Origin of the sequence: Verrucosispora sp. WMMC514 (assembly GCF_027497295.1) — a bacterium.
Lineage (GTDB): Bacteria > Actinomycetota > Actinomycetes > Mycobacteriales > Micromonosporaceae > Micromonospora > Micromonospora palythoicola.
This window is the reverse complement of sequence record NZ_CP114906.1, coordinates 5,512,695-5,537,923: the sequence shown is the minus strand read 5'-3', so window position 1 is coordinate 5,537,923 and position 25,229 is coordinate 5,512,695. Positions and strand designations below refer to the sequence as shown.

The 25,229-nt window shown below is 70.3% G+C and carries 20 protein-coding genes and 1 pseudogene; 9 read left to right on the top strand and 12 right to left on the bottom strand.

Annotated features, from left to right (window positions below; all coding sequences use genetic code 11):
- The first annotated feature begins 18 nt into the window (after positions 1–18).
- The gene (locus O7597_RS25725; protein ID WP_281580983.1) at positions 19–987 is read left to right on the top strand and encodes an ATP-binding protein; all 969 of its coding nucleotides are present in this window, start codon (positions 19–21) and stop codon (positions 985–987) included.
- 133 nt (positions 988–1,120) lie between these two features.
- Positions 1,121–2,524: a Si-specific NAD(P)(+) transhydrogenase gene (sthA, locus tag O7597_RS25720; protein WP_269741262.1), complete on the top strand. Its 1,404-nt coding sequence runs from the start codon at positions 1,121–1,123 to the stop codon at positions 2,522–2,524.
- Between the two features lie 69 nt (positions 2,525–2,593).
- Here sthA and aceB read toward each other — a convergent pair whose 3' ends face one another.
- Together aceB and aceA are read right to left on the bottom strand one after the other, a co-directional pair.
- A complete protein-coding gene (gene aceB, locus O7597_RS25715; RefSeq protein WP_269741261.1) occupies positions 2,594–4,204 on the bottom strand; it encodes a malate synthase A in 1,611 nt (536 codons plus the stop codon).
- Positions 4,201–5,472, bottom strand: a complete 1,272-nt coding sequence (aceA, locus tag O7597_RS25710) for an isocitrate lyase (protein ID WP_281580982.1) — start codon at positions 5,470–5,472, stop codon at positions 4,201–4,203. The genes aceB and aceA overlap by 4 nt, the downstream gene beginning before the upstream one ends.
- A 217-nt stretch (positions 5,473–5,689) precedes the next feature.
- Between aceA and O7597_RS25705 the strand changes: the two genes are divergently transcribed.
- Entirely contained in the window at positions 5,690–7,084 is a 1,395-nt protein-coding gene (locus O7597_RS25705) for a short-chain fatty acyl-CoA regulator family protein (protein ID WP_281580981.1), read from the top strand.
- A gap of 58 nt (positions 7,085–7,142) precedes the next feature.
- Positions 7,143–7,988: an endonuclease/exonuclease/phosphatase family protein gene (locus tag O7597_RS25700; RefSeq protein WP_281580980.1), complete on the top strand. Its 846-nt coding sequence runs from the start codon at positions 7,143–7,145 to the stop codon at positions 7,986–7,988.
- A 12-nt stretch (positions 7,989–8,000) separates the two neighbouring features.
- On the opposite strand, the gene O7597_RS25695 is transcribed toward O7597_RS25700, so the two are convergent.
- The 3 genes from O7597_RS25695 to O7597_RS25685 form a co-directional block, all read right to left on the bottom strand.
- The gene (locus tag O7597_RS25695) at positions 8,001–8,858 is read right to left on the bottom strand and encodes a DUF4253 domain-containing protein (RefSeq protein WP_281580979.1); all 858 of its coding nucleotides are present in this window, start codon (positions 8,856–8,858) and stop codon (positions 8,001–8,003) included.
- Positions 8,859–8,956: 98 nt separating this feature from the next.
- Entirely contained in the window at positions 8,957–9,637 is a 681-nt protein-coding gene (locus O7597_RS25690) for a TrkA family potassium uptake protein (protein ID WP_281580978.1), read from the bottom strand.
- A complete protein-coding gene (locus O7597_RS25685; protein ID WP_281580977.1) occupies positions 9,630–10,931 on the bottom strand; it encodes a TrkH family potassium uptake protein in 1,302 nt (433 codons plus the stop codon). Before O7597_RS25685 ends, O7597_RS25690 begins: the two co-directional genes overlap by 8 nt.
- A 336-nt stretch (positions 10,932–11,267) precedes the next feature.
- Here O7597_RS25685 and O7597_RS25680 point away from each other — a divergent pair, with 336 nt between their 5' ends.
- Both O7597_RS25680 and O7597_RS25675 read left to right on the top strand, forming a co-directional pair.
- Complete coding sequence (locus tag O7597_RS25680; protein WP_269742734.1) at positions 11,268–12,254, top strand: RNA polymerase subunit sigma-70; 987 nt, start codon at positions 11,268–11,270, stop codon at positions 12,252–12,254.
- A gap of 66 nt (positions 12,255–12,320) precedes the next feature.
- A complete protein-coding gene (locus O7597_RS25675) occupies positions 12,321–13,163 on the top strand; it encodes an SgcJ/EcaC family oxidoreductase (protein ID WP_269741255.1) in 843 nt (280 codons plus the stop codon).
- Between the two features lie 56 nt (positions 13,164–13,219).
- On the opposite strand, the gene O7597_RS25670 is transcribed toward O7597_RS25675, so the two are convergent.
- The 3 genes from O7597_RS25670 to eda all read right to left on the bottom strand — a co-directional run bounded on the left by O7597_RS25670 (position 13,220) and on the right by eda (position 15,664).
- Positions 13,220–13,777: a hypothetical protein gene (locus O7597_RS25670; protein WP_269741254.1), complete on the bottom strand. Its 558-nt coding sequence runs from the start codon at positions 13,775–13,777 to the stop codon at positions 13,220–13,222.
- A gap of 148 nt (positions 13,778–13,925) precedes the next feature.
- Complete coding sequence (locus tag O7597_RS25665; protein WP_269741253.1) at positions 13,926–15,029, bottom strand: sugar kinase; 1,104 nt, start codon at positions 15,027–15,029, stop codon at positions 13,926–13,928.
- The gene (eda, locus tag O7597_RS25660; RefSeq protein ID WP_269741252.1) at positions 15,026–15,664 is read right to left on the bottom strand and encodes a bifunctional 4-hydroxy-2-oxoglutarate aldolase/2-dehydro-3-deoxy-phosphogluconate aldolase; all 639 of its coding nucleotides are present in this window, start codon (positions 15,662–15,664) and stop codon (positions 15,026–15,028) included. The genes O7597_RS25665 and eda overlap by 4 nt, the downstream gene beginning before the upstream one ends.
- A 46-nt stretch (positions 15,665–15,710) precedes the next feature.
- Here eda and O7597_RS25655 point away from each other — a divergent pair, with 46 nt between their 5' ends.
- Positions 15,711–16,487, top strand: coding sequence for an IclR family transcriptional regulator (locus tag O7597_RS25655; RefSeq protein WP_281580976.1), 777 nt, complete (start codon positions 15,711–15,713; stop codon positions 16,485–16,487).
- A gap of 400 nt (positions 16,488–16,887) precedes the next feature.
- On the opposite strand, the gene O7597_RS25650 is transcribed toward O7597_RS25655, so the two are convergent.
- From O7597_RS25650 to O7597_RS25635, 4 genes and pseudogenes are all read right to left on the bottom strand, one after another.
- Positions 16,888–18,264 carry a glycosyl hydrolase family 18 protein gene (locus tag O7597_RS25650; protein WP_281580975.1) on the bottom strand — a complete coding sequence of 459 codons (1,377 nt, stop codon included), beginning with the start codon at positions 18,262–18,264 and terminating at the stop codon, positions 16,888–16,890.
- Between the two features lie 172 nt (positions 18,265–18,436).
- Positions 18,437–19,603: pseudogene (locus O7597_RS25645) on the bottom strand (cellulose binding domain-containing protein).
- 371 nt (positions 19,604–19,974) lie between these two features.
- Positions 19,975–21,348, bottom strand: a complete 1,374-nt coding sequence (locus O7597_RS25640) for an endo-1,4-beta-xylanase (protein WP_281580974.1) — start codon at positions 21,346–21,348, stop codon at positions 19,975–19,977.
- A gap of 238 nt (positions 21,349–21,586) precedes the next feature.
- Entirely contained in the window at positions 21,587–23,257 is a 1,671-nt protein-coding gene (locus O7597_RS25635) for a cellulose binding domain-containing protein (protein ID WP_281580973.1), read from the bottom strand.
- A 543-nt stretch (positions 23,258–23,800) separates the two neighbouring features.
- Here O7597_RS25635 and O7597_RS25630 point away from each other — a divergent pair.
- Complete coding sequence (locus O7597_RS25630) at positions 23,801–24,400, top strand: DUF4956 domain-containing protein (protein ID WP_269741246.1); 600 nt, start codon at positions 23,801–23,803, stop codon at positions 24,398–24,400.
- Positions 24,397–25,227 carry a polyphosphate polymerase domain-containing protein gene (locus O7597_RS25625; RefSeq protein WP_281580972.1) on the top strand — a complete coding sequence of 277 codons (831 nt, stop codon included), beginning with the start codon at positions 24,397–24,399 and terminating at the stop codon, positions 25,225–25,227. The genes O7597_RS25630 and O7597_RS25625 overlap by 4 nt, the downstream gene beginning before the upstream one ends.
- Positions 25,228–25,229: the final 2 nt, after the last annotated feature.

The window sequence follows — 25,229 nt, the reverse complement described above, 5'->3', positions numbered from 1 at the left end:
CTGGGTGGAGGGGTGCCGATGAAGATCGCCTTCGTCGGCAAGGGTGGCAGTGGCAAGACCACCCTCGCCGCGCTCCACGCCCGCCAGCTCACCGCCGAGGGGCGCCCCGTGCTGGCCATCGACGCCGACATCAACCAGCATCTCGCGGTGGCCCTGGGTGGTCCGGGCGCCGTGAGCGCGGCGCGGCCGTTGAGTGAACACCTGCCGGCGATCAAGGAGTACCTGCGCGGCGACAACCCGCGCATCGTTTCGGCGAAGCAGATGGTGAAGACCACCCCGCCCGGACGGGGTTCCCGGCTGCTGCGAATGGCGGAGGAGAACCCGATCTGGGCCGAGTGCGTGACCACCGTCGGCGACGTCCGGCTGGCGGCGACCGGCGAGTTCAGCGCCGAGGATCTGGGGGTGGCCTGCTACCACGCCAAGGTCGGCGCGGTGGAGTTGCTGCTGAACCACCTGCTCGACGGGCCCGGCGAGTACGTCGTGGTGGACATGACCGCCGGTGCCGACTCGTTCGCCTCGGGACTGTTCACCCGCTTCGACCGCACCTTCCTGGTCTGCGAACCGACGGTGCGCAGCGTCAGCGTCTACCGGCAGTACGCCGGCTACGCCCGCGACTACGGGGTGGCCCTGTCGGTGATCGGCAACAAGGTCGAGGACGCCGCCGATGTGGCGTTCCTCCACGAACACGTCGGCGCGGACCTGCTCGCCTGGATGAGCCGATCGGCCTACGTGCGCCGCGCCGAGCGTGGCACGGTCGGCCCGCTGCACGACCTCGAGAACGCCAACCGCGCGGTGCTGGGCCTGATGACCGACGCCGTCGACGGCACCACGCAGGACTGGGCGGCGTTCACCCGGTGGGCCCACGAGTTCCACCGGCGCAACGCCGGGGCCTGGGCCAACGAGCGCACCGGGGTGGATCTCACCACGCAGATCGACCCGGACTTCCAGATGGGACCGGCCGCGCTCGCCGGCACCACGGCCGGCTGAACGGTCGACGACGGTGCGCTGCCGGGCCAGGTGCCCGGCAGCGGCACCGTGTTTGTTCCAACCTGGTTAACGTCACCTGCCGGGTACGCGACGGGTCTGGTGCTGGCCGCGACATCTTGCGACGCTGGTGATCGTGTATGACTACGACCTGTTGGTGCTGGGCTCCGGGCCCAGCGGTCAGAAGGCCGCCATCGCCGCGGCGAAGCTCGGCCGGCGGGTCGGCCTGGTGGAACGGCGCGACATGCTCGGCGGGGTGTGCATCAACACCGGCACCGTGCCGTCCAAGACCCTCCGCGAGGCGGTGCTCTACCTGACCGGCCTCAGCCAGCGGGACCTCTACGGCAGCAGCTATCGGGTCAAGGACGAGATCACGGTCAGCGATCTGGCCGCCCGGACCCAGCACGTCATCAACCGGCAGACCGACGTCATCCGTAACCAGCTGGCCCGCAACCGGGTCGCGATCATCACCGGCACCGGGCGGTTCGCCGACGCCCACTCGGTCTGGGTCGACGGCGATTCGGGACGCGAGTCCAAGGTCACCTTCGACAAGGCCATCATCGCCGCCGGCACCCGGCCGGCGCGCCCGGAGAGCGTCGACTTCGACGACCGGACCATCGTGGACTCCGACGGCGTCATCAACCTGCAGGCCGTACCCCGCAGCATGGTCGTGGTCGGCGCCGGCGTGATCGGCATGGAGTACGCCTCGATGTTCGCCGCGCTCGGCACGAAGGTCACCGTGGTCGAACGACGCGAGCGGATGCTCGACTTCTGCGACGAGGAGGTCGTCGAGTCGTTGAAGTACCACCTGCGGGACCTGTCCGTGACGTTCCGCTTCGGCGAGGAGGTGGCCTCGGTCGAGAAGCACCAGACCGCCGCGCTGTGCGTCCTCAAGAGCGGCAAGAAGATCGTCGCCGACACGGTCATGTACTCGGCCGGCCGGCAGGGCCAGACCGACGGGCTGGACCTGGCCGCGGCGGGGTTGACCGCGGACCGACGCGGTCGCATCGAGGTCGACGCCAACTACCGCACCGCCGTGGGGAACATCTACGCCGTCGGCGACGTCATCGGTTTCCCGGCGCTGGCCTCGACGTCGATGGAGCAGGGGCGGTTGGCCGCGCAGCACGCCTGCGGCGAGCCGGACCGCCCGATGCACGAGTTGCAGCCCATCGGCATCTACACCATCCCGGAGATCAGCTTCGTCGGGAAGACCGAGGAGGAGTTGACCGACAGCGCGACGCCGTTCGAGGTGGGCATCGCCCGCTACCGCGAGCTGGCGCGCGGCCAGATCGTGGGTGACTCGTACGGCATGTTGAAGCTGCTCGTCTCGCCGGAGGACGGCCGGCTGCTCGGCGTGCACGTCTTCGGCACCGGCGCCACCGAGATCGTGCACATCGGGCAGACGGTGATGGGCTGCGGCGGCACGGTGGACTACCTGGTCGACACGGTGTTCAACTACCCGACACTGGCCGAGGCGTACAAGGTGGCCGCCCTGGACGCCTCCAACAAGATCCGCAACATCACCCGGATCGACGGCTGACGGGACGCGACGGCGCCGGCCGGGGGTCCGAGCCCCCGAACCGGCGCCGTCGCGTCGGGACGATCAGCCTCAGCCCGCCGCCAGCGCGAGCGCCCGCGCCGGCCCCAGGTGCCGGGCGTACGCGCTGGTGGTGAAGAACGACGGGAGGTCCTCGCCGAGCGCCGTCTCCTCGACGATCCGGGCGGCCTGCTCGGCGCGTTCCCGCTCGGCGTCCGCCCGCCCCTCGGTCACCGTGGCCAGCTCCTGGGCGAGCATCGAACGGACCAGTTCCTCGGTCACCGCTCCCCCGCCGGCCAGCGGGGTGCCGTGGTGCAGCCACTGCCACAACTGGCAGCGGGCGATCTCGGCGGTGGCCGCGTCCTCCATCAGGTTCCACAGCGCCACCGCCCCCGCGCCGCCGAGCCAGGCGTCGATGTAGCGCAGCGCCACCGCGACGTTGGCGCGCACCCCCGCCTCGGTGACCTGTCCCGGGGTCTTGTCCACCGAGAGCAGCTCGGCGGCGGTCACCGTCACCTCGTCACGACGCCGGTCGAGCTGGTTCGGGCGCTCGCCCAGCACCCCGTCGAAGACCTCGCGGCAGGTCGCCACCAGGCCGGGGTGGGCGACCCAGGAGCCGTCGAAGCCGTCGCCGGCCTCGCGCTGCTTGTCGGCCCGCACCTTGCCCAGCGCCATCTCGTTGACCTGCGGGTCACGAGCCGGGACGAAGGCGGCCATCCCGCCGATCGCGTGCGCGCCACGCCGGTGACAGGTGCGCACCAGCAGTTCGGTGTACGCACGCATGAACGGCACGGTCATCGTCACCTCGGCCCGATCCGGCAGGACGAAGTCCGGCCACTGGCCGAAGTTCTTGATGATGCTGAAGATGTAGTCCCACCGCCCGGCGTTCAGGCCCGCCGAGTGCTCGCGCAGCTCGTAGAGGATCTCCTCCATCTCGAACGCGGCGGTGATCGTCTCGATCAGCGTGGTGGCCCGGATGGTGCCCTGCGGCAGCCCCAGGTAGCGCTGCGCGAAGACGAAGATGTCGTTCCACAACCGCGCCTCGCGGTGGCTCTCCAGCTTCGGCAGGTAGAAGTACGGACCCTTGCCGGCGTCGAGCTGCCGCCGGGCGCAGTGGAACAGGTACAGCCCGAAGTCGACCAGGCTGGCCGAGATCGGTCGGCCGTCGACCACGATCCCCTTCTCCACCAGGTGCCAACCGCGCGGTCGCACCACGATCGTGGCCAGGTCGTCGCCGAGCGCGTACCGCTTGCCCCGCGCGTCGGTGAAGTCGATCCGGCGGTCCAGGGCGTCGATCAGGTTGAGCTGGCCGCCGATGACGTTCTGCCAGGTCGGCGCGGTGGCGTCCTCGAAGTCGGCGAGCCACACCTTGGCGCCGGAGTTCAACGCGTTGATGGTCATCTTGCGGTCTGGTGGCCCGGTGATCTCGACTCGCCGGTCCTCCAGGCCGGGTGCGGGCGCCGCCACCTGCCAGGTCGGGTCGTCGCGGACCGCCGCGGTCTCCGGCAGGAAGTCGGGCAGCTGGCCGGTGGCGTAGCGGTCGCGGCGGGCCCGGCGGGTGTCCAGCAGGGCCACCCGGCGGGCGGCGAACTCGCTGTCCAGCGCGACCAGGAAGTCCAGCGCCTCGCCGGTGAGGACCTCGTCGAAGCGTTCGGCCATCGGGCCGATGATCTCGTATCTCATGCGAACTGCTCCTCTTCGGTGGAGCCACGCAGCGCGGTGGTCTCGGCGGCCGGGTTGAGCACCGTGCTGATCAGGTCGAAGTAACCGGTACCCACCTCGCGCTGGTGCTTGACCGCGGTGTAGCCGGCCGGCTCGGCCGCGAACTCGCGCTCCTGGAGCGAGACGTACGCCGACATCCCGTCGGTCGCGTAGCCCCGGGCCAGGTCGAACATCGAGTAGTTGAGGGCGTGGAAGCCGGCCAGGGTGATGAACTGGAACTTGTATCCCATGTGGCCGAGCTCCCGCTGGAACTTCGCGATGGTCGCGTCGTCGAGGTGCTTGCGCCAGTTGAACGACGGCGAGCAGTTGTAGGCGAGCAGCTGGTCCGGGTACTCCGCCTTGACCGCCTCGGCGAAGCGGCGGGCGACCTCCAGGTCCGGGGTGCTGGTCTCCATCCAGAGCAGGTCGGCGTGCGGCGCGTACGCCAGGCCACGGGCGATGCACGGCTCGACGCCGTTGCGGACCCGGTAGAAGCCCTCGGCGGTGCGCTCGCCGGTGACGAACGGCTGGTCCCGCTCGTCGACGTCGGTGGTGAGCAGGGTGGCGGCCTGGGCGTCGGTGCGGGCGATGACCACCGACGGCACGCCCGCCACGTCGGCGGCCAACCGCGCCGCCTCCAGGGTGCGGATGTGCTGGCCGGTGGGGATGAGCACCTTCCCACCGAGGTGACCGCACTTCTTCTCGCTGGCGAGCTGGTCCTCCCAGTGCACGCCGGCGGCCCCGGCCGCGATCATCGCGTTCATCAGCTCGTACGCGTTGAGCACACCACCGAAGCCGGCCTCGGCGTCGGCGACGATCGGCGCCAGCCAGTCGATGCCGGACGGGTCACCCTCGGCGGTGGTGATCTGCGCGGCGCGCAGCAGGGCGTTGTTGATCCGACGCACCACCGCGGGCACCGAGTTGGCCGGGTACAGGCTCTGGTCGGGGTAGGTGTGCCCGGCCAGGTTCGCGTCGGCGGCCACCTGCCAGCCGGAGAGGTAGATCGCCTTGAGCCCGGCCCGGACCATCTGCACGGCCTGGTTGCCGGTGAGGGCACCGAGGGCGTGGATGTAGTCCTCGCTGTTCAGCAACCGCCACAGCCGGTTCGCGCCGTGCCGGGCCAGGGTGTGCTCCTCCTGGATCGCACCACGCAACCGCACCACGTCCTCGGCGCGGTAGCTGCGTCGCACACCCCGCCAGCGAGGGTTGGTGTCCCATTCGTGCTGCAACTGCTCGACCGCGGTAACCATCGTTTCTCATTCCCTTCGAATTCCGTCGTCACCTGGTGACGCTGCGCGAGACGCCGGGCCGCCGGGTGTGCAGCCAACGGTCACATGGCAGGCCGGAGCTGGTCGAGGGACGGAAAAAGCCAATTATTGAAAAGTCAACGGGCGATTCTGCGAAGTTGTGAAAGCGGCCATTCGCAGCAGTGCTAATGTGACCGGACCCGGTCGCCGGAGCAGGGAGGTGAGGACGGTCGCCAGGACGTTCGCCGGCGCGCGGCTGCGCCGGATGCGTGAGGAGCGCGGGCTGAGCCAGACGGAGCTGGCCCGGCACCTCAGCATCTCCCCGAGCTACCTCAACCAGATCGAGCACGACAGCCGCCCACTGACCGTGCCGGTGCTGTTACGCATCACCGAACTGTTCGGCGTCGACCCGACCGTGTTCGCCGCGCACGACACCCCTCGGCTGGTCGCCGGGCTACGCGAGGCGCTGCCCGGACGCGCCGGCCTGACCGAACTCACCGAACTGGCCACCCGGCTGCCGGAGGTGGCGGCGGCGGTCATCGAGCTGCACCGGCGCTACCAGCAGGCCGACGAGCAGCTCGCCGAGCTGGTCGGTGACCGCGAGCGGATCGGCCGCAGCCCGCACGACCAGGTCACCGAGTTCTTCTACCGGCGGCAGAACTACGTGCCGGATCTCGACGAGGAGGCCGAGCGGCTGGCCGGACGGATGGAGCTGCGCCGCGGCGAGGTCCGCGCCCTGCTCCGCGACCGGCTGGCGCAACGGCACGGCGTGCACGTGGCCCGCGAGGACGCCGCCGCCCTCGGTGGCGAGCTGCACCGGTACCGCCCGCAGACCCGCACCCTGCACCTGTCCACGTCGCTGCGCGCCGGGCAGGAGGCGATGCGGATGGCGGCACAGATCGCACTGCTGGAGTTCGCCGACGTCATCGACGAGATCGTCGAGTCGGAGGAGTTCGACGATGTGCAGACCCAGATCCTCACCCGGGTCGGTCTGGCCAACTACTTCGCGGCGGCGCTGCTGCTGCCGTACGAACACTTCCTGGCCGCCGCCGAGCAGCGTCGGTACGACATCGACCTGCTCACCCAGCACTACGCGATGGGCTGGGAGACGGTCTGCCACCGGCTCAGCACGTTGCAGCGGCCCCGGGCACGCGGCGTGCCGTTCTCCTTCGTCCGGGTCGACCGGGCCGGCAACATGTCGAAACGACAGTCGGCCACCGGCTTCCCGTTCTCGCGCACCGGTGGCACCTGTCCGTTGTGGACGGTGTACGAGGCGTTCGGGGCGCCGGGGCGGGTGGTCACCCAGGTCGCCGCCATGCCGGACGGGCAGCGTTACCTGTGGATCGCCCGCACCATCACCCGCCACCACGGCGGCTACGGCCAACCCGGCAAGGTGTACGCCATCGGGCTGGGCTGCGAGGTGCGGCACGCCAGCCGGCTGGTCTACTCCACCGGGATGGACCTGCACGCGGCCGAGGCCGCGACCCCGATCGGACCGGGCTGCAAGACCTGCGAGCGGATGACCTGCCCGCAGCGGGCCGCGCCCCCGATCAGCCGGAAACTCGACGTGGACGAGAACCGCAGCACCTTCATCCCGTACCCGCTGCGGACCTGAGCGCCGTCCCGCCGGTACGGATACACTTTCAGCCCCTCCGCGAGCCCAGGGCTGGTGCATGGTTTCTCGTCCGACAGTTCCGCGGCCACTGGTGGCCGCCGCCGCCCTGGTCTCGGTCGCCGTCCTGCTGGCCGGCTGCTCCGTCGTCGCACCGGTCGCGCCGGCACCGCTGCGGGTGCTCCAACTGAACCTGTGCAACAGCGGCATGGCCACCGGGTGCTACACGGGTCGCGCGGTGGCCCGGGCCGCCGAGGTGATCCGGGCCGAGGCCCCCGACGTCGTCACCCTCAACGAGATCTGCTCCGGCGACGTGGACACCCTGGAACGGGTGATGACCGACGTGCACGCCGGCACGGTGGTGGCCGCCTTCCAGCCGGCACGCAACGGCCGCACCGGCGAGCCGTACCGCTGCGTCAACGGACAGCGGTACGGCGTCGGAGTGCTGACGCACATCGCCGCGCCCGACGCCGGGCACGAGGTGCACGCCGGCATCTACCCGGCACAGGACCCGGCCGACCCCGAGCAACGGGCCTGGCTCTGCGTCGAGGCCCGCACCCTCTTCTTCGCCTGCACCACCCACCTGGCGTACACCAGCTCGACCCTGGCCCTCGCCCAGTGCTCCCACCTGGTCGGCACGGCGATCCCGCAGCTGCACGCCGACGGCCGCTACCAGCCCACGGTGATCAGCGGCGACCTCAACCTGCGGCAGGGTGGCACACCCGACGTGCGTTCCTGCGTACCGGCGGACTACCGGCACCGGCACGACGGCGGGGTGCAGCAGTTCATGGCCACGGCGGACCTGCCGATCGAGTCCACCAGGTCGGTCAGCATGGAACGGACGACCGACCACGCGGCGTTCCTGGTGACGCTCACGCTGCCCGGTCAGGGCGACCCGGCCCACTGAGGACCACCCGGGTCAGTCCCACCAGAAAGCCCAGGTCGGCGCGTCGACGATCCGTTCGGCGTACGCGGCCAGGGTGCATGGTCGCTGCCCCTGCCAGACGTTGTCCGGGCAGAAGGCGAAATGCTCGGCGGCCACCCGCAGCGCCTCGGTGGCCTGCTCCGGCGGCGCGGCGACGCTGAGGTACAGCTCGGCGAAGCCGACCCCGATCACCCGGGCGCCGAACCGGTCCTCCCAGCTGCGCAGCACGGCCGACAGCCGGCCGGGATCGGCTGTGTGGTTGATCGCGCCCAGCCAGCCGAGGACGGCCAGGGCGTCGCTGCCCCGCTCGGCGGGAACCAGGCCGAGGCGCATGGCCGGTTGGGCCAGCCGCAACTGCTCGGCCCAGTGGTCCGCGTGCCGCTGCGGCGTCGTCCACGGCTCGCCGGGCGGCGCCAGCCCGGGCCAGTCCCGCCCGTACGGGGCGGTGACGGCGGCCCGCCGGTCGTTGGACAGCTGGTCGTCGCCGTCGTAGGGAGTCGTCTGGTCGGCCCACCAACCGGCGAGCAGCCGCTCCGGATCATGCTCGGCCGGCGACGACCCGCGCCCGGGCCAGAACTCGCCGTCCTGCCAGGGCCGCGTCGGCTCACCGTCGTAGCCGTCCAGCAGCAACGGCCACAACCCCGACTCCCGGTGGGCGGCGTGCAACCGCGGCCACAGCCCAGCCGGAGGCGGGTCATCGCTGAGCCACAGCGTCGGCCGGTCGGCGCCGCCCTCATCGCCGCGGACCGTCCGGCCGGGCGGGAGCGGCACGGACAACGTCCGGGGGCGCGCAGCGGCGTCCGCGAACAAGTCCAGCAGGTCGGGCGGCATCTCGTTCAGCTGTGCGGTCACGACGCGTGAGGATAGTCGCCAAGTCCGACAATCCTCCGCAACAGGCCGGTCGGTGGACGCAGCGGAGAAGTCGGACCGCCGTCAAGTGTTGGGCCCGCTCACTCCGCAGCGGCGAACCTCTCGACGTTGTCGACCGGGCCGACCACCAGGATCAGATCTCCGTAGCTCAGCACGGTGTCGGGGGTGGCGTGGGTGAAACCGGGCCGTCGTCCGCCGACGGCCGCTTCCGGCTTCACCGCCACCACGGTCACCCCCCACCGGCTGCGCAGCCGGGACTCGCGCAGTGGCATGCCCACCACGTCGCCCGGCGGTTTGGTCTTGATGACGGCGAAGTCCGCGTCCACCTCCACGTAGTCGAGGATGCGGCCGGTGAGCAGGTGGGCGGTGCGTTCGCCCATGTCGTGCTCGGGCGCGATGACGTGGTGGGCGCCGACGCGGGTCAGGATGTTGCGGTGCTGCCCAGTGATCGCCTTGGCCCAGATGTCGGGGATGCCGAGTTCGGCGAGCAGGCTGGTGGTCAGGATGCTGGCCTGGATGTCGGTGCCGATCGCCACCACCGCCCGGTGGAAATCGCCCACGCCGAGCTGCCGCAGCGCCTCGATGTCGGTCGAGTCGGCGGTGATCACATGCGGAAGCTGCCCCACCATGCTCTGCACGATCTTCGGCTGGCTGTCGATGGCGAGCACCTCGGTACCCCGCCTGGCCAGTTCGAGAGCCAGCGCGCTGCCGAAGCGGCCCAGACCGATCACGACGACCGGCTCGTTACGGATGTCAGCCAACGATCGTCCTCTCCTCGGGTAGCTCGAAACGCCGGTTACGGTCCCGCAGCGCCAGCGCGGAGGCCAACGTGAGCGGTCCGATCCGGCCGGCGAACATCAGCATTACGAGCAGCACGTCGGCCTGCGGCGGCAGGTCAGCCGTGATGCCGGTGGACAGGCCGACGGTGGCGAAGGCCGACACCACCTCGAACAGGACCGCGTCGAGCCGGTACGGGGTGATGGCCAGGAGCACGAAGGTGGCCACGGCGACCGCGCCGGCACCGAGCAGGACGATCGCGAGGGCCTGCCGCTGGTTGCTGGCCGGAATCCGCCGGTGGCCGACGTTGACCTGGGTCTCGCCCCGCATCTCGGACCACAGGACGAAGGCGAGCAGCCCGAAGGTGGTGACCTTGATGCCGCCGGCCGTGCCCGCGCTGCCACCGCCGATGAACATCAGCACGTCGCTGGCGAGCAGGCTCTCCGGACGCATCGCACCGATGTCGACGTTGTTGAAACCGGCGGTACGGGTCATCGCGGAGGCGAAGAACCCGGCGAGCAGCTTCTGCGGACCGTCGAGCGGGCCGAACGTGGCCGGGTTCGAGTACTCGGCGAGGGTGAACGCCACCGTGCCGAGGGCCAGCAGTGCCACGGTCAGCGCGACGGTTATCCGGGTCGTCACCGACCAGTACGCCGGGCGCCGCCAGGAGCGGACCAGCTCGAACACGACCGGGAACCCGAGGCCACCGAGGATGACCGCCACCGCGACGGTCACGGTGATCCAGGGATCGGTCACGTACCCCATCAGGTTGTCCGCGTACGTGGAGAAGCCGGCGTTGTTGAACGCGGAGATCGCGTGGAAGACACCCTCGTAGAGCGCGGCGCCGAACGGGCGCTGGTACGTGGTGGCGAGCCGGATGGTGAGCAGCGTGGCCACCACCGCCTCGCTGACCAGACTGAACACGACGATGCGACGCACCACGCCGCGCACGTCGCCCAGGTTGAGGCTCTTGGTCTCGGCCTGGGCGAGAAAGCGGGCACGCAGCCCGAGCCGACGGGACAGCAGCACGGTGAACAGCGTGGCCAGGGTCATGATGCCGAGGCCGCCGATCTGGATGAGCAGCAGGATGACCGCCTGCCCGAAGCCGGACCAGTAGCTGCCGGTGTCGACCGTGACCAGGCCGGTGACGCACACCGCCGAGGTGGCGGTGAACAGCGCGTCCACCAGGTCGGGCGGGTCTCCCGATCGGGTTGCCCAGGGCAACGACAGCAGACCGGTGCCCACCACGATCGCACCGGCGAATCCCACGGCGATCATCTGCGCGGGGTGTCGGAAACGGTCACCGCGTCGCTGCCACGCGGGCCGCCGGGTCACCGGACGCACGGCGGCCCGCCCGATCCACCCCGTCCGGCCCACCGTGCCGTCGGCCGAGCCGGGATGCCGACGACCCAACCGACGGACCGGCCCGCCGGTCGCGACTGGCCAGCAGCGATCAACACAGGGCGCATCGTCGCACGGTCGTACCAGCCCGGGTCCGGCACCCGGCAGGCGGAGTGACCGACACACCGAGGCTCGGCGGCGTACCGTGCCGGTGTGGAGCTGGATCGGACGCCCGGGCAGCGACCGCGCCGGGCGGACGGGTCGGACGCGGAGCTGCTGGCGGCGGCGCGGGCCGGCGATGGTGAGGCGTTCGGTCGTCTCGTCGGGCCGCTGCGGGACGAGTTGCGGGCGCACTGCTACCGGATGCTGGGCTCGCTGCACGACGCGGAGGACGTCGTACAGGACACGCTGGACCGGGCCTGGCGCGCTCTGGAACGCCTCGACGACCACGCCGGGATCCGGCCCTGGCTGTACCGGATAGCGACAAATCGGGCGCTGACGCTAATCGGGCTGCGACGGCGTCGGGAACTGCCCACCGACCTGCGCGCCGACCCGGCGACCGAGGTGGCCTGGTTGGAGCCGTACCCGGATCGGCTGATGGCCTGGGCCGACCAGCTGAACCCAGCGGCCCGGGTGATCGCCCGGGAGAGCGTCGAGCTGGCGTTCGTCGCCGCGCTGCAACATCTGTCGGCCCGGCAACGCGCGGTCCTGCTGCTGCGTGACGTGCTCGGCTATCCGGCCCGCGAGGTCGCCGGACTGCTGGACACCACGGTCGTGGCGGTCAACAGCGCGTTGCGGCGGGCCCGCGCGATACTCGCCGGCCTGCTGCCGGACCGCAGCCAGCACCGGGCCCTCGGCACGCTCGGCGACCGGGCGCGGCGCGATCTCGCCCGGCGGTACGCGGCTGCCTGGGAGACCGGCGACGTCGAGACCCTGGTAACGATGTTGACCGACGAGGCGCGGTACTCGATGCCGCCACAGCGGGTCTGGTACCAGGGCCGCGACGCGATCCGCGGTTTTCTCGTCGAGGCGGTCCTGGCCCACCGCTGGCGATTTCTGCCGGCCCGGGCGAACGGGCAGCTCGCGTTCGGCACCTACCTCTGGGACGTCACCCGGCGAAGTTACCGGCCAGCGGGTCTGGACCTGCTGGCGCTCGACGGTGCCCGGGTCACCGAGGTGGTCTCCTTCCTCGACGCCCCGTTCGCGACTTTCGGCCTGCCCGACCGACTTTCCGAGGACGAAACCGCCGCCCGGCGGTGAGTTTCCGCTCCGGCCGGGGTTGTAGGTGTGACGGAGCCGATCAACCCCGGAAGGACCGAGCCGAGCATGGCCACCGATGAAGAACAGATCCGCGAACTGATCGAACGCTGGGCCAGGGCCGTACACCAGGGGGACCTCGCCACAGTGCTCGCCGACCACGCCGAGAACATCGTGATGTTCGACGTGCCGCCGCCGCAGCAGGGGGTGCGTGGCCTCGACGCGTACCGGCAGACCTGGCCGCCGTTCTTCCGCTGGCAGGCCCAGGGTGCGTCGTTCGACATCGAGTCGCTGGAGGTCACCGCCGGCGACGACGTGGCGTTCGCGTACGCCCTGCTGCGCTGTGGCACACCGGCGGACCTGGCCGAGGCGCCTGACCGGCGGTTGCGCCTCACCCTGGGCCTACGCCGTGACGACGGTCGGTGGGTGGTCACCCACGAGCATCATTCGTTCGCCCTCGACCCGGTGGCCGACCGCAACTCCGCCGCCGACGAGAGGGAACTGCACGAGCTGCACGAGCGGTGGTTCGCCGCGACGGCGGACAAGGACCTCGACGCCCTGATGGAGCCGATCGCCGCCGACGTCGTGTCGTACGAGCACGAGGCGCCGCTGCGGTATGTCGGCGAACCGGCGGTACGTGAGATCTGCCAGGCCGGCCTGGACGCGTCGGGTGATGGCGCGGTGAGCTGGGAGGTGCCCGACCAGACGCTCGTGGTCGACGGTGATCTCGCCGTGTCCTGGGGCCTGAACCGGGTACGGGTGACCCCGCCCCGTGACGGGACCGTCGAGAGCTGGTCGCGCGGTACCCGGGTCTTCGCGCGCCGCGACGGCCGTTGGCAGCTGGTGCACCAGCACCTGTCCTACCCGTTCGACCCGGCCACCGGTGCCGCCCGGACCGATCTGCTCCCCTGAGCGGACCGGTCCGGTCCCGGGTGCGGCGTCTACCGTCCGCTGGACCTGAAACCAGGCTAGTTGCCGGGCTGCTCCGGGTTGAACAGGTACACGATCTTGCCGCTGGCCCAGGCGTCGATGACCGTCGACAGGTCCTGGCCCGGATACCGCTCGCCGGTGTCGGAGTACGAGAAGAGGTTCAGCCGGATGGCGCTCTTCGTGAACTCCTCGAGCGCCTCCCGGCGGTTGATCGCGTCGGAGCTTCGCGGGATTCCGCCACTGACGCAGGCAGCCACGAATTCGACCTGGTCGCCCCGCTCTCCGCCGTCCGGCCGTGGCACCCAGCTCGGCAGCCTGATGAGCGTCTTGTAGAACAGTTTGTTCAGCTTCTCGTTGCCGGGCCCCCGGAAATAGAGATTGTCCCGGAGTCCGTCGATCAGCTCCTCGACCGACCTCCGATCCTCCACATCGCGGGGCCTGTCGACAAAGTAGACGTCGGCCTTCTGGAAGTACTCCTGGAGAAGCTCCCTGGAATAGGGTTCTCTCGCCAGGCCGGCGAGCGCTTCCGGGGGCAGCAGCTCGATGACATCGAAGCGAAGTTCCTCGGGTACGCCCATGATGAATTCGTCCGGCATGACCGGCACTCCTCTCCGGAGGTCGGTCAATCGAATGACTTGTCACTCATGCAGCTCATCGTTCGGCCGTCCGGCCGGGACCACAACACGTGTGTCAATTTCCGCACTGACGCCAACCGAACACGAATGGCGCTCCGAAGCGACCGGGTCAGCGTCGCACCCGGGCGCCGGCGCCACGCACCAACGCCTCCACCTCGGCCAGGCTGGCCATGGACGTGTCGCCCGGCGTGGTCATCGCCAGCGCGCCGTGGGCGGCACCGTACTCCACCGCGATGGCCAGATCGCCGTCGCGTTCGAGCAGGCCGTAGATCAGCCCGGAGGCGAAACTGTCACCGCCGCCGACCCGGTCCAGGATCTCCAGGCCGGGTCGGTGGGTGGCCTCGGCGAACGCGCCGCCCGCCCAAGCCACGGCACCCCAGTCGTTCACCGTCGCGCTGCGTACCCCGCGCAGCGTCGTCGCCACCACCTTGAAGTTGGGGTACGCCTGCACGACCGACTCGATCATCGCCTTGAAGTTGCCGGCGTCCAGCGCACCGCTGTGGATGTCCGTGTCCGGCACCGGGAAGCCCAGGCAGGCGGTGAAGTCCTCCTCGTTGCCGATCATCACATCCACCAGCCGGGCGAGCCGGGTGTTCACCTCCCGCGCGCGGTCCTGGCCGCCGACAGCCTTCCAGAGGCTGGGTCGGTAGTTCAGGTCGTACGAGACGAGGGTGCCGTGCCGACGGGCCGCGGTCATCGCGGCCTCGGCGGTCTGCGCGGCCGTGTCGGACAGGGCGGCGTAGATGCCGCCGGTGTGCAGCCACCGCACCCCGAGCGTGCCGAAGAGGTGGTCCCAGTCGACGTCGTCCGGCTTGAGCTGGCTGGCCGCGGAGTGGCCCCGGTCGGAGGTGCCGACCGCGCCACGGACGCCGAAGCCGCGCTCGGTGAAGTTCAGTCCGTTGCGGACGGTGCGGCCGATGCCGTCGTACGGCAGCCAGGTGATCAGGCTGGTGTCGACGCCGCCCTGGAGGATCAGATCCTCCAGCAGCAGGCCGACCTCGTTGCGGGCGAACGCGGTGACCACCGCGGTCCGCAGGCCGAAGCAGCGGCGCAGACCCCGGGCGACGTTGTATTCGCCGCCACCCTCCCAGACCCGGAACTGACGGGCGGTGCGGACCCGACCCTCACCGGGGTCGAGCCGCAGCATGACCTCACCGAGCGAAACCAGGTCGTACCGGCAGTCGGCCTTCGGCCGGGGGTCCACCGCGCTCACGCCGCACCTCCGGCCGCTGCCAGTGCCGCCCGGGTGCGGGTGGCGATCTCGTCCCACTGCTCACCGGCGATCAGGTCGGCCGAGACCATCCAGCTCGCTCCGACCGCCAGCACCGCCGGCAGGGCCAGGTAGTCGGCGATCACCTCGGCGGTGATGCCGCCGGTGGGGATGAACCGGACGTCGCGGAACGGTGCCGCGAGAGCCTTGATCATCGCCGCGCCGCCAAGCTGCTGGGCGGGGAAGAACTTGACCACGTTCAGGCCGGCGTCGAGGGCCATCTGGATCTCGGTCGCGGTGGCCGCGCCGGGCACCACCGGCACGCCGGCCTGCTGGCAGGCGCGGACCACGGCCGGCGCGAAGCCGGGGGTCACCACGAACCGGGCACCGGCCCCGATCGCCCGCTCGGCCTGCTCGACGGTGAGCACCGTGCCGGCGCCCACGGTCAGGTCGTCGCGGGCGGCGAGCGCCGCGATGGCGTCCAGCCCGGCGGCGGTACGCAGGGTCACCTCGACGGCGGTCAGACCACCCTTGACCAGGGCGTCACCGAGCGGGTCGGCGAGCCGTGCGTCGTCGAGCACCACCACGGGCAGCACCCGACCGACCGGCAACTGTTCAGAACTATGAACGTTGGTCACGTACGTGACCTTACTGGAGGGGTACGCCCTTCGCTAGAGTGGCCGCGTGCCCACCGCGCCCGAGGATTTCCAGCCCGTGAAGTCGGCCGGGCGCACCCTCGACCTGCTCGAACTGCTCGCCGAGCGGCCACAGCACTGGGCGCTGGGCGACCTGGCCCGCGCCCTCGGCATACCGAAGAGCAGCCTGCACGGCCTGCTCCGGACGCTCGTCGGTCGCGGCTGGGTGCAGACCGACGAGAGCGGCACCCGGTTCCGCCTCGGCCTACGCGCGCTGCGGGTCGGTGCCGCCTATCTGGACGGCGACGAGCGGGTCGGCCTGCTGTCCGGCGTGCTGGACGAGCTGTCCCGTCGCTTCGGCGAAGCCGTGCATCTCGGCCGACTCGACGGCGACCAGGTCGTCTACCTCGCCAAACGGGAGTCGGTGCACCGGCTGCGGCTGTACAGCGCGATCGGCCGCCGGCTGCCGGCACACGCCACCGCGCTGGGCAAGGCCCTGCTGGCCGAGCATCCGGACGCCGACGTCGACCGGATGCTGACCTGGCCGCTGGCTCGCCTCACGCCGCACACGGTCACCGACCCCGAGTCCCTGCACGCCGCCCTGGCCACGGTGCGGACCACCGGGCACGCGGTCGACCGGGAGGAGAACGCCGAGGGCATCCGCTGCGTGGCGATGGCCGTACCGCTGGCCCGCCCGGCGGTCGACGCGGTGAGCGTCTCGGTTCCGGTCAGCCGACTGAGCCCGGAGCTCGAAGCTGCGATCGTCGCGGCGTTGCGGGAACTGGTGGGTGGACTCGCCCAGGCCCGGAGCATGCTGACCCGTTAGGCCGACCGCCGCACCATGGCCGCTTCACCCGATCGCCAGCCGCCCATGGTCAGCCTTCGCCGCAGGTGACTCAGTATCCGTCACGGTCAGCAACTTAATCTCGCCCCTCCCCGTACGTCCTCGACGCCTTTGCTCTGCTTCAACCCACGCAACGGTTACCTTCAGTGTCCAAGCTGGGCCTCCGCCGGCTCCTGTTCGGCCGCATCGTCGCAGCTCAGCTGCCAGTGCGTCGGGTGAAGCAGAGCAAAGGCGGGAAAGGGCAAACCTGGGGGTCAGTGGCATCCTCACGTTCCGTCACTAATCGCGACGACGCCGGCTGCTGTGACGAAACGTCACTGTCGGGAGCGGCCGGCCAGCGTCCTCACTGGCCGGCCGCCGGTCGGAACCTTGCCGCGGAGGCTCAGGCCGGGAGACGCCAGACCTGGTTGGCGCCGCCGAAGCAGTCCCAGATCTGGAGCCGGGTGCCGTCGGCGGAGCTGTTGCCGGTGGCGTCGAGGCACCTGTTCGACACCGGGTTGCGTAGCGTGCCGTTGGACTGGGCCTGCCAGGCCTGGGCGCCGGTGCCGTTGCAGTCCCAGAGCTGGATCGGGGTGCCGTTGGCGGTGCCGGCGCTTGTCACGTCCAGGCACTTGCCGAGGGCGCGCAGGGTGCCGTCGCCGGCCACGGTCCAGCGCTGTGCGTTGGTGCCGTTGCAGGTGTAGAGCTGGATCGCGGTGCCGTTGGCGGTGCCGGCGGCGGCGACATCGACACACTTGCCGGCGATGCCGGTGATCTGGCCGGTCCGACCGGCCGGCGGCGGGGAGCCGCCCATCACGGTGTCGTAGATCGCGCTGACCAGCGAGGTCGAGCCGCCGGTGTCCTGGGTCAACTCCCAGTTCATCATGCCGCCGGCGTTCGCCATCGCCCACTGGGTCTTGCGCTTGACCGTCGGTACGCCGTTGTAGCACTGCTGGGCGCCGCCGACGGTGGTGCAGTCCCGGTTGGCGTTGGCCGGGTCCATGCCGACCAGCTGGGTGTAGGTGTAGTAGCCGGGCCGGCTGTAGAAGGGCACGCCCAGGATGGCCTTGCTGGCCGGCAGGCCCCGGGCCTTCCAGCCGTTCACCGCGTTGATCGACCAGTCGTAGTTGGCGTGTGGGCTGCCGCCGTCGTACGCCATGATGTTGAGGAAGTCGACGTGGTTGAAGACCGACGTCGGTACGCCGTCGCGGTAGTAGCCCTCCGCGACGACCGCCGCGGTGAGCAGCTTGCCCTGCGGGCGCAACGCGTTGCTCAACTGCTGCATCAGCAGGCTGAAGTTGTTGGCCGAGGCGCCCGGGTCCGGGTACTCCCAGTCCATGTCGACGCCGTCGAGGCCGTACTGGTTGACGAAGTTGACCACGCTGTTGACGAACGTGGTGCGGGTACCGGCGTTGGCCGCGAGGGCCTCGAAGGCGGAGTCGTCGCCGTCGTTCCAGCCGCCGACGGCGATGGAGACCTTCACGTTGTTCGCCCGGGCCAGCGACACCAGCGAGGTGAGCTTGCTCGGGTTCTCCACCGCGCGCAGGGTGCCGTTGCTGTTCGGTAGCACGAAGGCGTAGTTGATGTGGGTGAGCTTGGTGTACTGCACCGAGTTGACGTTGCCGGTCCAGGACGGCAGATAGCCCACGCTCTTGAAGTTGTCGGGCAGCACCACCGCCTGGGCGGCGGTCGGGGTGACGGCGAGAGTGGCACCGGCGGTGACCAGCGCGAGCAGACCGGCGGCCAGGGCCGAGCGCGGCCGGGGACGTGGTGAGGACATCGAGGACCTTCCCGTGGCAGGTGCGGGTGCCGTGCCGCCACGGCCGGTCGTTGTGGAGCCGCCGATGACCGGCCGTGGCGTACGGTGCTGGGTTCCTCGAGGCAGCCAAATCTTAAAGAGTGTTAACGGTAGCGGTCAATGATGTCCTTCGATCAGCACCCATCGGTCCGGTTCAGCCGACGGTCACCTGGTACGACGTCGTGTTGACCTCGCCGCTGCCGGTGAAGATCTCCGGTCCCGCCTGGACACTTGTCAGGTACTTCGAGCTGCTCATCCAGCCCCGGGAGACCACGTCGTTGGTGAAGTCGCGGAGGTTGAGGGTCGCGCTCGTGGTGTTGCTGGTCCGCACGTAGGAGTAGACGTTCTAGGCGCCCACGTAGCCACGCCAGACCTCCCAGGTGGTACCCGCGATGGTGACGGTGCCCTGGCGGCTGCCGGCCGGCGACGCGTTGGAACGGTAGAGCCAGATCATCAACTCGTCGGTGGGCTGGTCCGCGGAGCCTGGATCGGCCATCGGATGGAACCACATGTCGTACGCGACGTTCATGTTCGACGAGCCGTTGGTGGTGACGTTGAACCGCCAGTTGGTGGTCACGTCACGGTTCGCCGAGATCTGCACCGGCAGCCCGGTGTTCGGCCGCCGCCAACCCCAGTGCCAGCCGAGGATCGCCGCCGCGTACGACTTGACGCTGCTCGGATCGCCGCTCCACGTGTAGCTGGTCCCCCAGTAGATGGGGTTCCCCGGGCCTCCGTTGGACCAGATGCACTGGCTGCCGGTGGCACCGGTGGCGCCCCACTGGTTGTTCGGAATCCAGTACTTCCCGATCTCGATCAGATCGTCGCTGTCGCACAGCCGACCGGTGGGGGGATAGTCGGGTATCGGCGGGGCGGTGGTGCGGGTCGGCGTCGGGGTCGGACCGGGGTTGCCGGAGCCGGTGCAGGTCACCCCGTTCAGCGCGAACGCGGTCGGCACCGGGTTGCTGCCGCTCCACGAGCCGGTGAGACCGAAGTTCGCGGTGCCGTTGCGGCCGATCGTCGCGTTGTACGGCATGTTCGCCGCGGTCACCTGCGCGAGGTCCTGCGTCACGGTCGCGTTCCACGCCTGCGTCACCCGCTGTCCGCCGGCGTAGGCCCAGGTCAGGCGCCATGACGACACCGGGTCGCCGAGGTTGGTGATGGTCACGTCGGCGTTGAATCCGCCCGGCCACTGGGCGGAGACCGTGTACCGCACCGCGCAGGCGACCGTCGCGGCGTGTGCCACCGCGACCCCGACGACGGCGGTGACGAGCGTGCTGGCCACCGCGGCGGCGAGCAGGGCGATGCGCTTCCGTTTCACCATTTGCTCTCTCCTTCAGTCCTGGCCGCGGTCGGGGCGACCGGAACTGTTCGCGTTCACAACCGGATCCTGCCGGGCAGGTTGTGATCACGTACCGAGGCGGCAGCCGGCAGCGGCGTGTGCGTGGCCGGACCGTGCCTGCGGCGCTGGCCCGGCCGTCGCGGCCCATCGCGCCCGGCGACCGTGCCCTGGAAGTCGCCCGGCGGACACGGGCGCCGGCTCGGTCGCCCTGCCCATCATCGATGGCTGACGCTGCGACGGTATGACGACAGCCAGACGGCCGTCAATGAACTGCTCCGGATCACCGGGCTCGCCGGACAAAGCACACCGGCCGTGCGGGGCAAGCCCCGCACGGCCGGTGTGGCTCGACCAGGTCAGCCTGCGGTGCAGGACCTGATCTGCGGTCGGGCGCTGGAGTTGCCGTTCATCATCGTGGTGAAGCCGAACGTGTTGCCGCTGCCGTTGGAGCGCATCGTCATCACGTTGCCGCTGCTGTCCCAGGTGGGGCTGCCGCTCCAGGTGGCGGAGATCTTCTGCGGCGCGGTGATGGCGACGACCACGGACCAGGTGCTGGCCCCACTGACCGTCACGGAGGTGTTGTAGCGGTCACCCCAGACCTGGCCGGGCGTCACCGTCGCGGTGCACCCGCCACTGGGCGGCGGAGTGGTCGGGTTGCCGGTGGGCGGCGGAGTGGTCGGGTTGCCGGTGGGCGGCGTGGTGCCGTTGTTCAGCGCGGCGAGCACGGCGTCGTACGCCGGCTTCTTCTGGCCACTGCCGTTGAACAGCAGCGGGTTCTCGCTGGAGCGCCACGAGTCGGAGTCGCGGATGCCCCACACGGTGATGCCCTTGCAGCGCGCGACGGCGAGGCAGTCGTTCACCACGTTGCGGTACGCGTCGGTCGGGGCGTTGCGGATGTCCAGTTCGGTGATGTGCACGTCGACGCCGAGGGCGGCGAAGCTGGACAGCGTGGTGCGGTAGTTGCTCGGGTAGTTCGAACCGCCGGTGAAGTGCGACTGCAGGCCGACGCAGTCGATCGGCACGCCGCGGCTCTTGAAGTCCTGGACCATCCGGTAGACGGCCTGGGTCTTGGCGTCGTTCCAGTTGTCGATGTTGTAGTCGTTGTAGCACAGGTCGGCGTTCGGGTCGGCCTGGCGAGCGGCCCGGAAGGCCGCCTCGATCCAGTCGTTGCCGGTGCGCTGCAGGTTCGAGTCGCGCCGCGCGCCGCTGCTGCCGTCGGCGAACGCCTCGTTCACCACGTCCCACCACTCGATCTGGCCCCGGAAGTGGGTGGCGACCTGGGTCACGTGGTTGAGCATCGCGTTGCGCAGGGTGGTGCCGGACATGTTCTGCATCCAGCCCGGCTGCTGCGAGTGCCACGCCAGAGTGTGTCCGCGGACCAGCATGCCCTGGCTACGGGCGTGCTGGACCAGCCGGTCGGCGTTGCCGTAGTTGAACTGCCCCTGGTTCGGCTGGAGCGCGTCGATCTTCATCTCGTTCTCGGCGGTGACCTGGTTGAACTCGCGGTTCAGGATGGTCGTGTACGCCGAGTCGTTGAGCCTGCTCACCGCGACCGCGGTGCCGAAGTAACGGCCGCGCTCCGCCGCGGAGGCACCGAGGGTGCTCGCGGCGCTGGCGCTGCCGGGCAGGACCACGGCGCCCGCGGTGGCGAGCAGGCCGACGGCAGCCGAGACGACGAGCGCGGCGCGCAGTCGCCTGGACCGTCCGGGTGCTCGGGAAGAGTTGGCCATGACGCTCCTTCCGGGGTCCGGTGGCCCGCGCTGGGCAGCATGAATCCGGACGCGTATGGGCGAAAAGGATGAGTGAGGCGTATCCCGGCCAAAGGGATCGCATCGGCCTTACTGGGCCGAAGTATTGCAGCGAGGTTTCACGCACGTCAATGATTTCCGGAAGTTCTCCCGGAAGTTTCGGAGAGTTACTGGACCCGCGACCTTCGCCGCCGCGCCCTCACCTGCGGCGGTGCCGCGGCTACCGGGCCGAGCAGGCGGGGACCATCCCACCACCGGTGCCGGTGCCCTGGAAACCGAACTCGGTCGACTGCCCGGCGGCGATGGAGCCGTTGTAGCTGACGTTGCTGAAGGTGACCGCGCCGCTGGAGCCGCTGCGCTGGGCGTTCCAGGCGTTGGTGACGCTGGCACCGGAGGGCAACGTCAGGGCCACCGTCCAGCCGTTGACCGCGGCGGTGCCGGCCGTCACCCGTACGGTGGCGACGAAGCCACCCGTCCACTGGTTGATCGACACCGACGCCGAGCAGGCACCACTCGACGGTGGCGTGGTGGGCGGGGTCGTCGGCGAAGTCGTCGGAGGCGTGGTGGGTGGCGTCGTCGGCGGCGCGGAGGTGGGCGGCGTGGTCGGCGGGCTGGTCGGGCCGTCGGCGAGGGTCGGCGTCTGCCAGTCCCGCCACTCCGACAGGCTGCCGGCCTTCCGGCTGGAGATCCGGAACACGCCCGTCGAGCTGCCCGTGTTGAGCAGGAACTTCTGGATGTTCTGCTGCAACGGGGTACGCCACTCGGGCCGGGAGGCGCAGTGCGTGCCGTCCTGGACGTCGGACCAGTAGCTGATGTTGTCACCCGCGCCGAGTGCCCGGTAGACCTCCGCTCCGGCCAGCGCGGCGACACTGGAGGATCGGGCGGCCAGCCAGTCGATGTGCGGATTGTCCATGATGAGCAGTCCACGCGGCGCCACCAGGGCCACCGTCTGGTGCGTGTCGATCGGCAGGTTCGCCGGGTTGCCGGTGTACGACCCGAAGGCGTCGCCCAGCCACGGCTGCTCGCCGTACGCGCTGCTCAACGGCTGGGCGCCGGCCTCGCCCGGGATGCCGCGGAAGATCGGCGAACCGGCACTGCCCGACTCGATGGGCATGGTCAGGGCGATGCGCTGGTCGAACGCGCCCGTCACGAAGGCACCCTTGCCGTAGCGGGAGCAACCCGTGACGCCGGTCGCGTCCGCGCGCAGGATGGTGCCGCCCGACTGCTCGATCACGTCGATGATCCGGCTGACCCCCCAGGCCCAGGCGACCAGCAGCCCGGTGCTGCTGGACGAGCCGTAGATGCTGTAGAAGGCGCCCTGCTTGTTGCTGCGGGGCGTACCCTCCCGACCGACCGCGAGCGGGTCGTAGCTGATCACGGCAGCGCCGGCGGACCGGATGGTGGCCGTGTCCGCGCCGAACCCGCCCAGCACCACCACGGCCGGATACGGCCCGCTACCACCGCTGGGCAGTTGCACGCTCGCGGAGAAGCTGGCGGTACGGCCGTTGTGCGACACGTTCACCGTGATGCTGGTGCTCGAGACCGTACCGCTGACGGTCTGCGGTTTCGCCGGCTTGTCGCCGTAGACGTACCGCTGCGCCAGTTGCTTGGTCTCCGCCCGGTGACAACGCCAGTCGGACCTGGCCGAGATCCGGCTGCCGTCGAGCCGCCGGAACGGGTCGGGCAGTCTGGGATTGGCCGAGGGCGTTCCGGGATTCGACGTCGGGCAGTCGACACCCTCGTCCTCCACCGACGAGACGGTCGCGAGGCCGGCGGCGGCGCGGGCCGCACCGCCCTCGGCCATCGACCAGGTCGCCGCCACGAGGGTGAGTGCCGTCACCGCCAGCACCAGCATCGAACGGTTACGGGAGCGGCCCAACCTGCTGATCATTCGGGCCCCCTTCCGGGAGACGGCGAGACACCATCGGACTCAATCGATCAACGTCGATAGACGTTGGGTAAGTTTCGAACACAAAAACGAAACATGTCAATACGGTTTCGGTGATTATCGGTCCCCGCCACCCGGTCGGTCCACCCGGTCGGGGACTCGCGGCACGCCCTCGCGGGCCGACCGGAACGACGACCCACCGGCGCGGCCCGGTGGCTGGCCGGACGCACCCGCGACGAACGGCGTGCCGCCAGGGTTGTTTACCCTCGATTCACCCCTGGTACATGATGGGTTCACCTGCGGGCGATCCACCGTCGGGCCGGGCGACCAGTCGCGAGCCGCCGACCACGACGGCGTCGAGCGCGCCAAAAGTCCAGGTTGGCACGACATGACCATTGACCTACTTCAATGCGTGCCATTACGCTTCCCGGAATAGTTCCCGCAAGTTTACCGAGATTTTCGGTTGCGTTCGGTCGCCTGACCGCAGCTCGTGCCGACGAGATGAGACGGGGCCGGCGCGACAGCGATCCAGGAGGAAGACAGCAGATGTCGCAGCTCATCCTGTTCGCGATCGACATCGGCGCGGTGGTGCTACTCGTCTTCGGGCTCTACTTTCCGAGGCACCGCCGCCGCGATCTCGTGGTCGCCTACCTCGGCGTCAACGTCGGTGTCCTCGCGGTGGCCAGCGCGCTCAGCGCCAGCAACGTCGGCGCGGGGCTGGGGCTCGGGCTGGCGTTGTTCGGCGTACTGTCGATCATCCGCCTGCGGTCGACGGAGCTGGACCAGCACGAGGTCGCGTACTACTTCTCCGCCCTGGCGCTGGGCATCCTCGGCGCGTTGAGCACCACCTCGATCTGGCTCAGCGCCGGACTGATGGGTCTCCTCGTCGTGGTGATGTTCCTGGGCGACCACCCTCGGCTGCTCCGCCACTACCGGCACCAGATCATGGTGCTCGACTCGGCGGTGACCGACCACGTGACCCTCGTGGCCCAGTTGGAGCAACTGCTCGGCGCCCGCGTGCACGTCGCCACGGTGCAACGACTCGACCTGGTCAACGAGACCACCGTGGTCGACGTCCGGTACTCGGTCAAGGGCCGCGCCACCAGGGCGTCCGCGACTCCGGCGACGGCGGGAGCCGCCCGATGAGCATCCAGCCGATCACCGCGCCGCTGACGGCCATGGACCCGATCGGGCTGGCCGAACTCGTCGACCGGGCCGCGCTGCAGACCCGGGTGGACCGCAAGTACCTCGTCCCCCTCGACCGGTTGCCCCACCTGCTGGACCAGCTCACCCCGTACGCGCGGGTGTTGGACATCGACGGCGCGCGCAGCTTCCGCTACGAGTCGGTCTACTTCGACACCCCGCTGCTGGCCAGCTACCACTGCGCGGCCTACCGGCGGCGACGCCGCTTCAAGGTGCGTACCCGCACCTACCTCGACTCGGCGCAGTGCTGGCTCGAAGTGAAGATCAGCGGAGCGCGCGACAGCATTACCAAGCACCGGTTGCCGTACGAGCCGCATGACCGCACGACCGTGGTCCCCGGCCGCGAGTTTGTCGACGAGGCACTCGTGCGGGAGGCGATCTGCCCGCCCACCGGCAGCGCCCTCGATCCGGTGCTGGTCACCAGCTACCGGCGGGTGACGCTGCTGCTACCGGCGACCGCCAGCCGGATCACCATCGACACCGGGCTCTCCTGGCAGGCCGGTGACACCGCACTGCACCTACCGGACCTGGCCGTGGTCGAGACCAAGACCAGCGCCGCCGCGTCGCCCGCCGACCGGCTGCTGTGGCAGCGAGGGCTGCGCCCGGCCCGCATCTCCAAGTACGCCACGGGCCTGGCGGCGCTGCGCCCGGAGCTGCCGGATTCACCCTGGCGCCGGACACTCCGTCGGCACTTCCGCACCACCCCGTCGGTGGGCACGGCACCGACCGCCACCACCCACCGTCCCGTCCAGGAGGCATCGTGCGTCTGACC